10 protein-coding genes are annotated in these 12,889 nt (G+C 46.7%); 7 read left to right on the plus strand and 3 right to left on the minus strand.

Features of this window, described 5'->3' with window-relative positions:
• The first annotated feature begins 8 nt into the window (after window positions 1-8).
• Window positions 9-2,171, plus strand: coding sequence for a glycoside hydrolase family 97 protein (locus tag CSD97_RS12355; protein WP_005826812.1), 2,163 nt, complete (start codon window positions 9-11; stop codon window positions 2,169-2,171).
• Window positions 2,172-2,376: 205 nt separating this feature from the next.
• Entirely contained in the window at window positions 2,377-3,318 is a 942-nt protein-coding gene (locus CSD97_RS12360; RefSeq protein ID WP_098032466.1) for an EFR1 family ferrodoxin, read from the plus strand.
• 3 nt (window positions 3,319-3,321) lie between these two features.
• Here CSD97_RS12360 and CSD97_RS12365 read toward each other — a convergent pair whose 3' ends face one another.
• Complete coding sequence (locus CSD97_RS12365; RefSeq protein ID WP_005826809.1) at window positions 3,322-4,128, minus strand: helix-turn-helix domain-containing protein; 807 nt, start codon at window positions 4,126-4,128, stop codon at window positions 3,322-3,324.
• Window positions 4,129-4,299: 171 nt separating this feature from the next.
• Here CSD97_RS12365 and CSD97_RS12370 point away from each other — a divergent pair, with 171 nt between their 5' ends.
• The 3 genes from CSD97_RS12370 (at window position 4,300) to gcvT (ending at window position 8,252) form a co-directional block, all read left to right on the plus strand.
• The gene (locus tag CSD97_RS12370; RefSeq protein ID WP_005826808.1) at window positions 4,300-5,712 is read left to right on the plus strand and encodes a hypothetical protein; all 1,413 of its coding nucleotides are present in this window, start codon (window positions 4,300-4,302) and stop codon (window positions 5,710-5,712) included.
• A 196-nt stretch (window positions 5,713-5,908) separates the two neighbouring features.
• Window positions 5,909-7,132 (plus strand): peptidase T, encoded by a 1,224-nt coding sequence (pepT, locus tag CSD97_RS12375; RefSeq protein WP_005826807.1) that lies wholly within the window; start codon window positions 5,909-5,911, stop codon window positions 7,130-7,132.
• Between the two features lie 31 nt (window positions 7,133-7,163).
• Window positions 7,164-8,252 carry a glycine cleavage system aminomethyltransferase GcvT gene (gene gcvT / locus CSD97_RS12380; protein ID WP_098032467.1) on the plus strand — a complete coding sequence of 363 codons (1,089 nt, stop codon included), beginning with the start codon at window positions 7,164-7,166 and terminating at the stop codon, window positions 8,250-8,252.
• Window positions 8,253-8,342: 90 nt separating this feature from the next.
• On the opposite strand, the gene CSD97_RS12385 is transcribed toward gcvT, so the two are convergent.
• Together CSD97_RS12385 and CSD97_RS12390 are read right to left on the minus strand one after the other, a co-directional pair.
• Entirely contained in the window at window positions 8,343-9,869 is a 1,527-nt protein-coding gene (locus CSD97_RS12385) for a M48 family metallopeptidase (RefSeq protein WP_035449408.1), read from the minus strand.
• A 182-nt stretch (window positions 9,870-10,051) separates the two neighbouring features.
• Window positions 10,052-10,303: a type B 50S ribosomal protein L31 gene (locus tag CSD97_RS12390; protein WP_005835945.1), complete on the minus strand. Its 252-nt coding sequence runs from the start codon at window positions 10,301-10,303 to the stop codon at window positions 10,052-10,054.
• A 188-nt stretch (window positions 10,304-10,491) separates the two neighbouring features.
• Between CSD97_RS12390 and CSD97_RS12395 the strand changes: the two genes are divergently transcribed.
• Both CSD97_RS12395 and CSD97_RS12400 read left to right on the plus strand, forming a co-directional pair.
• Window positions 10,492-11,499, plus strand: coding sequence for an endonuclease (locus CSD97_RS12395; protein ID WP_005835947.1), 1,008 nt, complete (start codon window positions 10,492-10,494; stop codon window positions 11,497-11,499).
• 282 nt (window positions 11,500-11,781) lie between these two features.
• Window positions 11,782-12,792 (plus strand): class II fructose-bisphosphate aldolase, encoded by a 1,011-nt coding sequence (locus tag CSD97_RS12400; protein WP_005826798.1) that lies wholly within the window; start codon window positions 11,782-11,784, stop codon window positions 12,790-12,792.
• The last annotated feature ends 97 nt before the right edge of the window (window positions 12,793-12,889 follow it).

A 12,889-nucleotide genomic window follows, 5' to 3' on the forward strand; every position in this document is an offset into this window, starting at 1 on the left:
AATATAGCATGAGAAACATGAAAGCAATCTGTACAAAATTAGCCTGCTTCCTGCTCGTTTTGTTGGTGAGCGGCGTAGCAATGGCAGAGAGTATTACCTCTCCCAACGGACAACTTCAATTGAATTTTTCGGTGAATGCGCAAGGCGAACCCGTTTACGAACTTTCTTACAAAGGAAAGCCGGTGATTAACCCTTCCAAATTAGGACTCGAACTGAAGAACGACCCCGGTCTGATGAATGGCTTCACGATGGCGGATGCAAAGACTTCCACTTTCGACGAGACTTGGGAACCGGTATGGGGTGAAGTAAAGCAAATCCGTAACCACTACAATGAGCTGGCTGTGACGCTCAACCAAAAAGCGCAGGATAGGAACATCATTATCCGCTTCCGTTTGTTCGACGATGGTATGGGCTTCCGCTATGAATTCCCTTTGCAGAAGAACCTGAACTATTTCGTGATTAAAGAGGAGCGTACTCAGTTTGCCATGACTGGCGACCACACTGCCTTCTGGATTCCGGGCGACTACGATACGCAGGAATATGACTACACAGAATCCAAACTTTCTGAAATCCGCGGACTGATGAAAGGGGCCATTACGCCTAACTCTTCGCAAACCCCGTTTTCGCCCACCGGTGTTCAGACTTCTTTGCAGATGAAGACTGCTGATGGTTTGTACATCAACTTGCACGAAGCTGCTTTGGTGGATTACTCTTGCATGCACTTGAATCTGGATGATAAGAATTTTGTTTTTGAATCTTGGCTTACTCCCGATGCAGTAGGCGATAAAGGTTATCTGCAAGCTCCCTGCACGTCACCGTGGCGTACGGTTATCGTAAGCGACGATGCTCGTGACATCCTTGCCTCTAAAATCACGCTGAACTTGAACGAACCTTGTGCTTACGAGGACGTTTCCTGGATTAAGCCCGTGAAATACGTAGGTGTATGGTGGGAAATGATTGCAGGTAAGAGCACCTGGGCATATACAGACGACCTTCCCTCCATCAAACTGGGTGAAGTGGACTACTCCAAAATGAAGCCCAACGGCCGTCACGGTGCCACTAACGAAAATGTAAAAAAGTACATCGACTTCGCAGCCGAGCACGGTCTGGACCAAGTATTGGTAGAAGGCTGGAATGAAGGCTGGGAAGACTGGTTTGGCAAATCCAAGGATTATGTATTCGATTTTGTGACCCCTTATCCCGATTTCGACGTGAAGATGCTGAATGAATATGCCAAGAGCAAAGGCGTGAAGCTGATGATGCATCATGAGACATCCGGTTCGGTGCGCAACTACGAACGTCACATGGACAAGGCCTATCAGTTTATGGTGGATAATGGCTACAATGCCGTGAAGAGCGGATATGTAGGTAATATGATTCCCCGTGGTGAACATCATTATGGGCAATGGCTGAACAACCACTACCTCTATGCCGTGAAGAAGGCAGCCGACTACAAAATTTGTGTAAATGCGCACGAAGCTGTACGCCCTACCGGTTTGTGCCGTACTTATCCTAACTTGATTGGCAACGAATCTGCACGAGGAACTGAATATGAGGCATTCGGCGGTAGCAAACCGTTCCATACCACATTGCTTCCATTCAACCGCTTGATTGGCGGTCCGATGGATTACACACCGGGTATCTTCGATACCAAACTTGACTTTATGGGCGATTTGCCCCACGGACAAGTGCAGACTACACTTGCCAAGCAACTCGCTCTGTATGTAACTTTATACAGCCCGTTGCAGATGGCTGCCGACTTGGTTGAGAACTACGAAAAGCACATGGATGCTTTCCAATTCATCAAGGATGTGGCAGTAGACTGGGACGACAGCAAGTACATTGAAGCAGAACCGGGTGATTACATTACCGTGGCCCGTAAGGCAAAAGGAACTGGCAACTGGTTTGTTGGAGGTATTACAGACGAGAATGCACGTACAGCCAACTTTACGCTCGACTTCCTTGAACCGGGCAAGCAATACGTAGCCACTCTCTATGCCGACGGTAAAGATGCTGATTACAAGGAGAACCCTACTTCTTATCAGATAAAGAAGGGTATCGTAACCAGCAAGACCAAAATGTCCGTGAAGGAAGCGCGTAGCGGTGGTTTTGCATTGAGCTTGATTGAAGCGACTCCGGCTGACAAGAAAGCTGTGAAGAAGTGGAGATAATTTAGGGTAGAAAGAGTTTTTATTAGGCATTAGTGAGGCCCCGCAGAAGTCCAATCTTTGCGGGGCTTTTTTTGTGTTAGGGTAAGCTCATTCTTATACCGTAAAAATAGCATCAAGACCCGAGTTTTTGGTAAGTCCGTTCTTTGGGGAAACCTTTATTTTTGCACTCAGATAACAGATTGCATAATCATTAAAAATCAGAGATATGAATACGGATAAGAAAATCAGTCGCCGGGAGGCTTTAAAGCGTATGGGATTTGCCGTGATGAGCAGTGCTATCGCATCTTCCGGCCTACTCTCGTTGGCATCCTGCGAAACAAAAAGGAGTAAGCGTATCATCTTTTATTTTACCGGAACGGGTAACAGTCTTTACATCGCCCGTCAGTTGGCTGGAGAGAACGCAGAATTGTTGAGTATCCCTCAGATGGTGAAACGGGGGAAGTATGAATTTGAGGCAGATGAAATCGGCATCGTTTATCCCATCTACGGTCATATGCCTCCCTATATGGTACGGCAGTTCATTCAGAAAGCAAAACTGAAGGCAGAATACAAGTTTGCTGTCCTCACCTATGGTGCAAGGAAGTGCGATGCGGTAGAGATTTGGGACCGTATATCCCGTAAAGCCGACAATGCGTTCGACTATATCAACACTATCATCATGGTGGATAACTGGCTACCCAACTTCGACATGAACGAGCAACTCAAGATAGACAAGCACATCCCCGAGAACTTGCAGAAGATAACGGCAGATATCAACAGTCGGCAGCATTGGCACGAACCGGTGACGGAGGAGGAACGGCAACAGCACCAAGGTTTTATGCAGCGGAGTGGACTCGACCCCGAGGTGGGCTTCCTGATGAAAAGCGAGAAGTTCTTTACCGTGACTGATGCTTGTATTGACTGTGGCATCTGCACCTACGTTTGTCCGCGCGGCAATTATGAGCTGACGTCGAGAGGAGTGAAGACGTCCGGTGACTGCGAGTTCTGTTTTGCCTGCATACAGAATTGTCCGCAGAAGGCTATTCAGTTCATAAAGCAGGAAGATGGCTCTTTTCCTGACGGAACGGAGAAGAACCCCAATGCCCGCTATCGTAATGAGCATATTTCGCTAATAGATCTGAAACGGGCAAACAATCAAAAACTATAATCATTAACCTCTGTATTTTGTCGGATTTACACCCAGATGTTGTTGTACGTAACGGCTAAAATAAGCAGGAGAGGAAAAACCGAACATATCGGAAATACGGACGAACGTTAGTGATTTGTCGCGCAGCAAACGCGAGATGTCGAGTGTGGTATAACGGTTTATCCAGTAGTTTGCTGTATAACCGCTTACTTTCTTGGAAACTTCCGAAAGATATTTGGAGGTGACACATAGGCAGTCGGCATAATAGGTCACTTCACGATGCTCGCGGAAAGTTCCGTTCTCCAGCATGTTGAGGAAACGGCTCATGATGGAAGCATTTTGTACAGAGATATTGTCCTCGCCATATAGATGGGAGTGGAAATCGAAGAAGTCGAGTATCAACATCTGTGTGGAGGCGATAAGCATATCGCGATGGAAATGATGGTCTGTATTCCGGAGTCTGTATTCCACTTGTTCAAAATCCCGGAGACATAGCTCTTGCTGTTCGGTAGTCAGGGACATGATAGGATTGAGAAATAGGGAAAGTTGCCCTTTCATGCCGTAGTTGTTCTGTGGTGTACTCAGCACCACAAAGCCCGATGCGATATAGATGACCTTTACGCGAAAATCTTCTGAAGGTTGAATTTTCTCTACCAGTTTTCCTTTGCGGACAATCATCAGGTCGCCGGCACGTAGCTCGCGCTCCTCTCCATTGTACTTCAATCGGCAGATTCCTGACAGACAGAGGGCGTGTGCAAGATAGCCACTGTATGCGTCCGTCCCCAGACCTTGAAGAGTATCGGCTATTATAATATTTGCGGTTTCTCCCATTATACAGTTGTTTGGTTTCGATCACAAAAGTATATGTTTCCAATAATATAACTTCTATTGTGGGCAAGAAATATATTGCCTTTTTTATTCATTTCAAATCTGCCCGAATTTCGCAAATTCTTCATACCTTTGCATCCGTTAATTTTAGAAACCAATAACAAAACAGAACTTATGGGAGGTTTTTTCGGAACAGTCGCCAAGGCAACAAGCTGTGTGGCAGATTTGTTTTACGGCACAGATTATAATTCACATTTAGGGACAAAACGTGGTGGGTTGGCTACATACGATGCAGAAACGGAGCAGTTTACCCGTTCCATTCACAATCTGGAAAGCACTTATTTCCGCACGAAGTTTGAGGATGAACTGGATAAGTTCAAAGGAAATTCCGGAATAGGAATCATCAGTGACACAGACCCTCAACCCCTTATCCTTAACTCCCACCTCGGTCGCTTTGCCATTGTAACGGTAGCCAAAATAGTAAATCTGCAAGAACTGGAAACAAAACTGTTGGCCCAAAACATGCACTTCGCCGAACTCAGTTCGGGCAAAACCAATCAGACGGAACTTATCGCCCTCCTTATTATACAAGGAAAGACATTTGTCGAAGGAATTGAAAATGTGTATAAGCATATCAAAGGTTCCTGCTCCATGCTGTTATTGACGGAAGACGGCATCATTGCCGCTCGCGACCGCTGGGGACGTACTCCGATTGTGATTGGCAAGAAAGACGGAGCGTATGCCGCCACAAGTGAGTCGAGCAGCTTTCCGAATCTTGGTTATGAGATAGACCGTTATTTGGGACCCGGAGAGATTGTTCGCCTGCGTGCCGATGGTGTGGAACAGATGCGCAAGCCTGATGAGGGAATGCAGATTTGTTCCTTCCTATGGGTATATTACGGTTTCCCCACTTCCTGCTACGAAGGTAAGAATGTGGAGGAAGTGCGTTTTGCCTCCGGTTTCAAGATGGCACAGACAGATAAGTCAGAGGTGGATTGTGCCTGCGGTATTCCTGATTCGGGTGTAGGTATGGCGCTTGGGTATGCCGAAGGTAAAGGAGTTCCTTATCATCGTGCCATTTCCAAATATACTCCGACTTGGCCTCGTAGTTTTACTCCCAGCAAGCAGGAATTGCGTTCGCTGGTGGCAAAGATGAAGCTGATTCCCAATCGTGCCATGCTCGAGGGTAAGCGTCTGCTGTTCTGTGATGACTCTATTGTCCGGGGGACCCAGTTGCACGACAATGTGAAGGTGCTGTATGAGTATGGTGCCAAGGAGGTGCATATCCGGATTGCTTGTCCTCCATTGATATATAGCTGCCCGTTTGTAGGATTCACGGCTTCCAAAAGCGACATGGAACTGATTACCCGTCGTGTCATCAAGGAACTGGAGGGTGACGAGAATAAGAATCTCGATAAGTATGCCACTACCGGCTCACCCGAATACGAAAAGATGGTGGACGTTATCCGCGAGCGTTTCGGACTTTCATCCTTGAAGTTCAATACGTTGGAAACTCTGGTTGAGGCTATCGGATTGCCTAAGTGTAAGATATGTACGCATTGTTTTGATGGTAGCAGCCATTTTTGATTGACATTTTGTCCTTAAGAAATAAAAAAGAGGCGTGAATTGCTTGGCAGTTCACGCCCCTTTTTTTATCTTTACAGCACAAAATAGTGGTTAATGATTAGTGATTAATGATTAATGCCATTCGGATAATGCTTTTCGCCAATTACTAATCACTGACCATTAATCACTAACCATTAATCACTAATCATTATTCATCATGACTTTAGTAGAACGTTTTTTAAAGTACGTAAGCTTCGATACTCAGTCCAGTGAAGAGACTGAGATTACTCCGAGTACTCCGGGGCAAATGGTGTTTGCCCGGTATCTGAAAGAAGAATTGGAAACTTTGGGTCTGGAAGAAATCACGTTGGACGAAAATGGTTATCTGTTCGCCACTCTTCCTGCCAATACAGACAAGCCGTTGCCCGTCATCGGCTTTATTGCCCACATGGATACAAGCCCCGATATGAGTGGCAAGAATGTTTCTCCGCGTATCGTGCAGAATTATGACGGTAAGGACATTGTTCTTTGCGCCGAAGAGAATGTGGTTCTTTCTCCTGCCCAGTTCCCCGAACTGCTCGACCATCAAGGGGAAGATTTGATTGTGACCGACGGCAAGACCTTGCTTGGTGCCGATGATAAAGCCGGTATTGCCGAAATTGTATCGGCGGTGGTATATCTGAAGGAGCACCCCGAAATCAAGCACGGTAAAATCCGTATCGGCTTTAATCCGGATGAGGAAATCGGTCTGGGCGCCCATAAGTTCAATGTAGCGCAGTTCGGTTGCGAATGGGCCTATACCATGGATGGCGGAGAAGTGGGTGAACTTGAATTCGAGAACTTCAATGCGGCCTCTGCCAAGATAAGCTTCAAGGGACGGAATGTGCATCCGGGCTATGCCAAGAATAAGATGATTAACTCTATCCGCGTTGCCAACCGTTTCATGTCCATGCTTCCGGCTGACGAGGCTCCGGAGCATACCGAAGGTTACGAAGGTTTCTATCATCTGATAGGCATTACCGGCGAGGTGGAGCAGACAACAGTCTCTTACATTATCCGTGACCACGACCGCACCCGCTTTGAAGAGCGCAAGAAGGAGATGGAACGTCTTGTGGCAAAAATCAATGAAGAATACGGTCCGGGTACCGCTACTCTGGAACTTCGCGACCAATACTATAATATGCGCGAGCAGATTGAACCGGTGATGCATATCATCGACACCGCTTTTGCCGCCATGAAGGCAGTAGGTGTAGAGCCTCGTGTAAAAGCCATTCGCGGAGGTACGGACGGCGCCCAGCTCTCTTTCAAGGGCCTGCCTTGTCCCAATATCTTTGCCGGTGGCTTGAACTTCCACGGCCGCTATGAGTTCGTGCCTATCCAGAACATGGAGAAAGCCATGAACGTCATCGTCAAGATTGCCGAGCTCGTAGCAAGCAAATAGATAATTCATAACTCATAACTCTAATAGTTCCATGAAAACCACTCCGTTTACCGAAAAACACATCTCGCTGGGTGCCAAGATGCACGAGTTTGCGGGATATAATATGCCTATCGAGTATTCCGGCATCATTGACGAGCATCTTACAGTATGTCAGGGTGTCGGTGTATTCGACGTCTCACACATGGGAGAATTTTGGGTGAAAGGTCCCCATGCTTTGGACTTTCTGCAGAAAGTGACTTCCAATAACGTAGCTGCCCTCACACCGGGGAAAGTACAGTATACCTGCTTCCCAAATGAAAATGGAGGCATTGTGGACGACCTTCTGGTCTATCATTATGAGCCGGAGAAATACCTGCTTGTCGTGAATGCGTCGAACATTGAGAAAGACTGGAACTGGTGTGTGTCTCATAACACGGAAGGCGCTGAATTGGAAAATGCTTCCGAGCACATGGCACAGCTTGCTGTGCAAGGACCGAAGGCTATTCAGGCTTTGCAGAAGCTGACTTCCATTAATCTTTCCGACCTTCCTTACTATACTTTTACCCACGGTGAGTTTGCCGGAGAAAAGGATGTCATTATCTCCAATACCGGATATACCGGCGCGGGTGGTTTTGAACTTTACTTCTATCCGGAGGCTGCCATGAAGATTTGGGATGCCGTGTTCGAGGCAGGCGCAGAGTTCGGCATTAAGCCAGTTGGTCTGGGTGCGCGCGATACGCTTCGTCTGGAAATGGGATTCTGTTTGTATGGCAATGATTTGGATGACACCACTTCGCCCATTGAAGCGGGTTTAGGATGGATTACCAAGTTTGTGGAGGGAAAGAACTTCACCAATCGCCCGATGCTGGAAAAACAGAAAGCGGAAGGCACTACCCGTAAGTTGGTGGGATTTGAGATGATAGACCGCGGTATCCCCCGTCATGGTTACGAGCTGTATAGTACAGACGGTATTGCCATCGGTGTGGTTACCTCCGGAACTATGTCGCCTACCCGTAAGATTGGTATCGGAATGGGGTATATCAGACCCGAATACAGCAAGGTCGGTACGGAAATCTGCATTGACATGCGGGGACGTAAGCTGAAAGCTGTGGTTGTGAAGCCGCCGTTCCGCAAACAGTAGTTTGAATAAATGACTGAGAATGAAGAATTTGGCTGCGCAATGATGCCGCATGACAAATTCTTCATTCTTTATTCTTAGTTATTCCTTTCTCTATATTCTGCTTATCCTATCCAGCATTTGGTTTGCCCAACCTATCTCTTTATTGGTCCATTCCTTTTCGGTTCCTTCTATGCCCTGGCCTTCGTAGGCCGAAAGCAAGATGATGTATTCTTTCAGTATATCGGTGGCTTGGGCTTGTTTGTTCATGCGCATCAATAATAGTATTTTTTGTTTATATATGTCCAGATTGGGGCTTGTTCCTGCCATCTCCTGGGCTTTATCAAGCATGGCGAGGCAGCGGTTGTTCACTTCTTCCGTATTAGACAGTGCCATTTCCGCTTTTACCAGGATGATGTAGTCATTGTCCGTGGCTAGTCTGTTGTCAATGTTCTTGCGTATCAGCCGGGCAGTTTCCTTATAGCGCTTGTTGGCGTAGTTCATACTTGCGTTGAAAGAAACGACATCGCTGGTAGTCCGTAGGTAGGGGCGGGCACTCAAGCTATGGGATTCACCGGCCTTTTCTATACGCTTTTGCAGGTCGCCGATGCTGCCGTAGCGAGGAATGTCCTTGTTGCGCTGGTGCAGGTTGTAATACCCTATAATTTTACTGAGGGCCGATGCGATTCCGTCGGGATTATAGCCCTTGAATGCCAGAAGTTGGCGCGCAAGGCGGTCTGAAGAGATTTCCTGGGAAGTTTTGTATTTCATCCCCAACCGGTCCGTTGCCGGAATGCTCAAAAGGGAAGCGATGGCTCCGATATCTGCCACCAGACTGACGGCATAAGCATCTTCATTATCGTCCCAGTAGGCCACATCGAGGGCTGCACTGGCGGTAGTGGCAAAGACATCTGCCCAAAAAGCTGCACGCTTGGCACGCCGCTCGGCACGGTAAATGTTGTTTACCTGATGGTCGAGGACGAAATGTCCCAGCTCACATGCGATGACGGCGGCCAGTTCGTCTTCGGAATCAAGAGTGCAGAGGAGGCCCGTACTGATAACCATGGAGCCGTTGGGAAGCATGAAGGCATCTGGTTCGGGCGACTGGATGATACGTATGTTCAAACTCTCCCCGCGATTGCTGTCAATGGTGGTGGCGTTCAACTTGGAGAACACTCCCTGCACGTACGAAACGATGTAATCTTCCTGATAGGCTATCTCATTCAGTTTGTCGAGATAGTCCAGGCACTCTTCGTCGATTTCCTGGCGCAGTTTGTGCTTGTAGCCGCGGTCGCTGAAATATTCGTAAAGATGGTTTTTCAAGTATATCTGCTGCCAGAATTCCCGGTCGGTTTGCGGAGCGGATATGGCAATGTGCCCCATCTCATTCGAAGGAATGGTCTCTTGCATGCCGTTCATTTCGACAGCATAGTAAATGTTGTTGCTGCTTTCACCGGGATTCTTCATTTTGACAACCCGGCGGATAATGACCGGTGTACCGGCGGGAGATTGCCGGTACTCTTTTGTCAATTCTCCTTTGACAGCGATGTTCCCGCTTAAATCTTTGTACTTTTGGGGCTTGGCAAATCCTGCCGTTGCGACAAGGATTGTCAGGATGAATAGGGTGGCAAGTCGTTTCATGATTAGTATATGTTTTCGGTTTTGATGATACAAAAATAGGGAAGTGTTTTTTCCCTTTCTCGTTTTTTTCCCTATTCTGTGATAGGAGATTCCCTATTTATCGGTCCTGCAGTGGGAGGCGGAAACAAAAAAGGGAACCTTTCAGTGAAAGACTCCCTTTTTTCAGTTTGCTTGAAAACTGATTATTTCTTACGGTTACCGTAACGGCTCATGAACTTATCAACACGACCGGCAGTGTCAACCAGCTTAGACTTACCTGTGTAGAACGGGTGAGAGGTGCTGGAGATTTCCAGCTTTACCAGCGGATAAGTTTCACCTTCGAATTCGATAGTCTCTTTCGTGTTGCAAGTGGAACGAGACAAGAATACATCACCATTTGACATATCTTTAAATACTACCGGACGGTAATTTTCAGGATGAATACCTTTTTTCATTTTGATATTTTCTTTTAAAAATTTATATTCTGTTACTATTTTGGTAATAAATAGTGTAATGGTCTTCTTTTCAGAGCGCAAAGATAGTGCAAGTTGGAGACTCTACAAAATAAATTCAGATTTATTTTTATTTAGTAGGTTTATCGCATTTTATTTCTGATTTTTGCAGGACTTAATCTTGTGAATTTATGAGGAAACTACTTGTCTTATGCTCTTTCTGGCTGTGCGTGGCAACGCTGGGGGCACAAAATGCGGAACGGAAACTGTATAGTGTTGCGTTCTACAATCTTGAGAACTTGTTTGATACGATTCATGATGCAGGTAAGAATGACTATGAGTTCCTGCCCGACGGCAGTTACCAATGGACGGCAAAGAAGTATGAGTCCAAGCTGCAGAACCTTTCCAAAGTGTTGGGTTCCCTTTCGCGTGATTTAGTGCCGGAAGGTCCGGCATTCATCGGTGTGGCAGAGGCGGAGAACAGCCGGGTGCTGGAAGACCTCGTGAAGCAGCCGGCCATTTCCAATTATGAGTTCGTGCATTATGAAGGACCGGACAGACGGGGCATCGACTGTGCCTTGCTGTACGACCCGAAGCAGTTCAGCGTTACCCACTCAAAGTTGGTGCTTTCTACTCCTTTTGAGGGGGATACGGTGCACTTGACGCGCGGCTTCCTGATTGTGGACGGACAACTGGCGGGAGAGCGTGTCTGCGTGATAGTGAACCACTGGCCCTCCCGTGGGGCAAAGTCACCGGTGCGTGTGCATGCAGCCAGGCAGGTAAAGGCCTTGAAGGACTCTCTGATGCGTAGCGACAAGAAGCTGAAACTCATCGTGATGGGGGATATGAATGACGACCCGATGGATGAAAGCATGGAGGTGCTGGGTGCACGCAAATATCCGAAGCAGGTGAAGAAAGGCGAATTCTACAATCCCTGGTGGGAGACACTGGAAGACAAGGGAGTGGGGACATTGCTCTATCGGGGCAAGTGGAACTTGTTTGACCAGATTGTCATTTCGAAACCGTTGCTGAAGGCTAAGAAAGGGTTGCGCTATGATCACAATGAAGTTTTCATCCGCGATTATCTGATTCAGCAGGATGGCAAATACAAAGGTTCCCCCTTGCGTACGCATGGGGGCAGGACTTGGCTGAACGGTTACAGTGACCATTTGCCGACCATCATCTATCTGAAAAATTAGTATTACATAATAATGTGTAAACAGATGCCGGAGAGCAAACATGTTCTCCGGCTTTTTTGTTGATAGAAGTATAGATGGCAAAAGTATGGCTGGCAGAGATAAATGCAAAGAGTTTGTAATATAGAGATTACAATAATCTGTTAAATGAAGCCAATAGCTTTAAAATAGAATGGATTTGGTAGGATGAGCCGGATATTTTATTCCTCTCAAGTTCTTTACTTTAAAGGATAATGATTACTTTTGCGTAGAATTTTAATTCACTAACAATAAAATTTAAACAAAATGGTTAATTACAAAGATTTAGGACTGGTAAACACAAGAGAGATGTTTGCTAAGGCTATCAAAGGTGGATATGCTATTCCGGCATTCAACTTCAACAATATGGAACAGATGCAGGCTATCATCAAGGCTGCAGTTGAAACAAAGTCTCCGGTTATTCTTCAGGTATCTAAGGGTGCCCGTCAGTATGCCAACGCTACGCTGTTGCGTTACATGGCTCAGGGTGCTGTTGAGTACGCTAAGGAATTGGGTTGCAAACATCCTGAAATTGTTCTTCACCTTGACCACGGAGATACATTCGAAACTTGCAAGAGCTGTATCGACTCCGGTTTCTCTTCAGTAATGATTGACGGTTCACACCTTCCGTACGAAGAAAACGTTGCACTGACTAAGAAGGTAGTTGACTATGCCCATCAGTTCGACGTAACTGTAGAAGGCGAACTCGGTGTATTGGCCGGTGTAGAAGATGAAGTTTCTGCAGAACACCATACATATACTAATCCTGAAGAAGTTATTGACTTCGCTACCCGTACAGGTTGCGATTCACTGGCTATCTCAATCGGTACTTCTCATGGTGCATACAAGTTCAAACCCGAACAATGCCACGTTGACCCTGCTACCGGTCGTCTGGTTCCTCCTCCTTTGGAATTTGCCGTTCTGGATGCTGTAATGGAGAAACTTCCGGGATTCCCCATCGTTCTTCACGGTTCTTCTTCAGTTCCTCAGGAAGAAGTTGATACTATCAACAAGTATGGTGGTAAGCTGGAAGCTGCTATCGGTATCCCCGAAGAGCAGTTGCGTAAGGCTGCCAAGTCTGCTGTTTGCAAAATCAACATCGACTCTGACTCACGTCTGGCTATGACAGCTGCTATCCGCAAGACATTTGCTGAAAAACCGGCAGAATTCGACCCGCGTAAGTATCTGGGTCCGGCTCGTGACAATATGGAAAAACTGTACAAGCATAAAATCATCAACGTGCTTGGTTCAGAGAACAAATTGGCTCAACTGGACTAATCGAAAGATAATCCGAATATAGCGTCAGCCCTTGCAATATTGATGTTGCAAGGGCTGACTTGTTATATATAGGCCGGTGTTGTGGGATGGTTAAGTT

This window comes from Bacteroides sp. AR29 (assembly GCF_900217715.1).
Classification (GTDB): domain Bacteria; phylum Bacteroidota; class Bacteroidia; order Bacteroidales; family Bacteroidaceae; genus Bacteroides; species Bacteroides uniformis.

Coding starts and splice junctions, on each gene's coding strand:
- CSD97_RS12355 (WP_005826812.1), top strand. CDS start 9: ATGAGAAACATGAAAGCAATCTGTACAAAATTAGCCTGCTTCCTGCTC.
- CSD97_RS12360 (WP_098032466.1), top strand. CDS start 2,377: ATGAATACGGATAAGAAAATCAGTCGCCGGGAGGCTTTAAAGCGTATG.
- CSD97_RS12365 (WP_005826809.1), bottom strand. CDS start 4,128: ATGGGAGAAACCGCAAATATTATAATAGCCGATACTCTTCAAGGTCTG.
- CSD97_RS12370 (WP_005826808.1), top strand. CDS start 4,300: ATGGGAGGTTTTTTCGGAACAGTCGCCAAGGCAACAAGCTGTGTGGCA.
- pepT (WP_005826807.1), top strand. CDS start 5,909: ATGACTTTAGTAGAACGTTTTTTAAAGTACGTAAGCTTCGATACTCAG.
- gcvT (WP_098032467.1), top strand. CDS start 7,164: ATGAAAACCACTCCGTTTACCGAAAAACACATCTCGCTGGGTGCCAAG.
- CSD97_RS12385 (WP_035449408.1), bottom strand. CDS start 9,869: ATGAAACGACTTGCCACCCTATTCATCCTGACAATCCTTGTCGCAACG.
- CSD97_RS12390 (WP_005835945.1), bottom strand. CDS start 10,303: ATGAAAAAAGGTATTCATCCTGAAAATTACCGTCCGGTAGTATTTAAA.
- CSD97_RS12395 (WP_005835947.1), top strand. CDS start 10,492: ATGAGGAAACTACTTGTCTTATGCTCTTTCTGGCTGTGCGTGGCAACG.
- CSD97_RS12400 (WP_005826798.1), top strand. CDS start 11,782: ATGGTTAATTACAAAGATTTAGGACTGGTAAACACAAGAGAGATGTTT.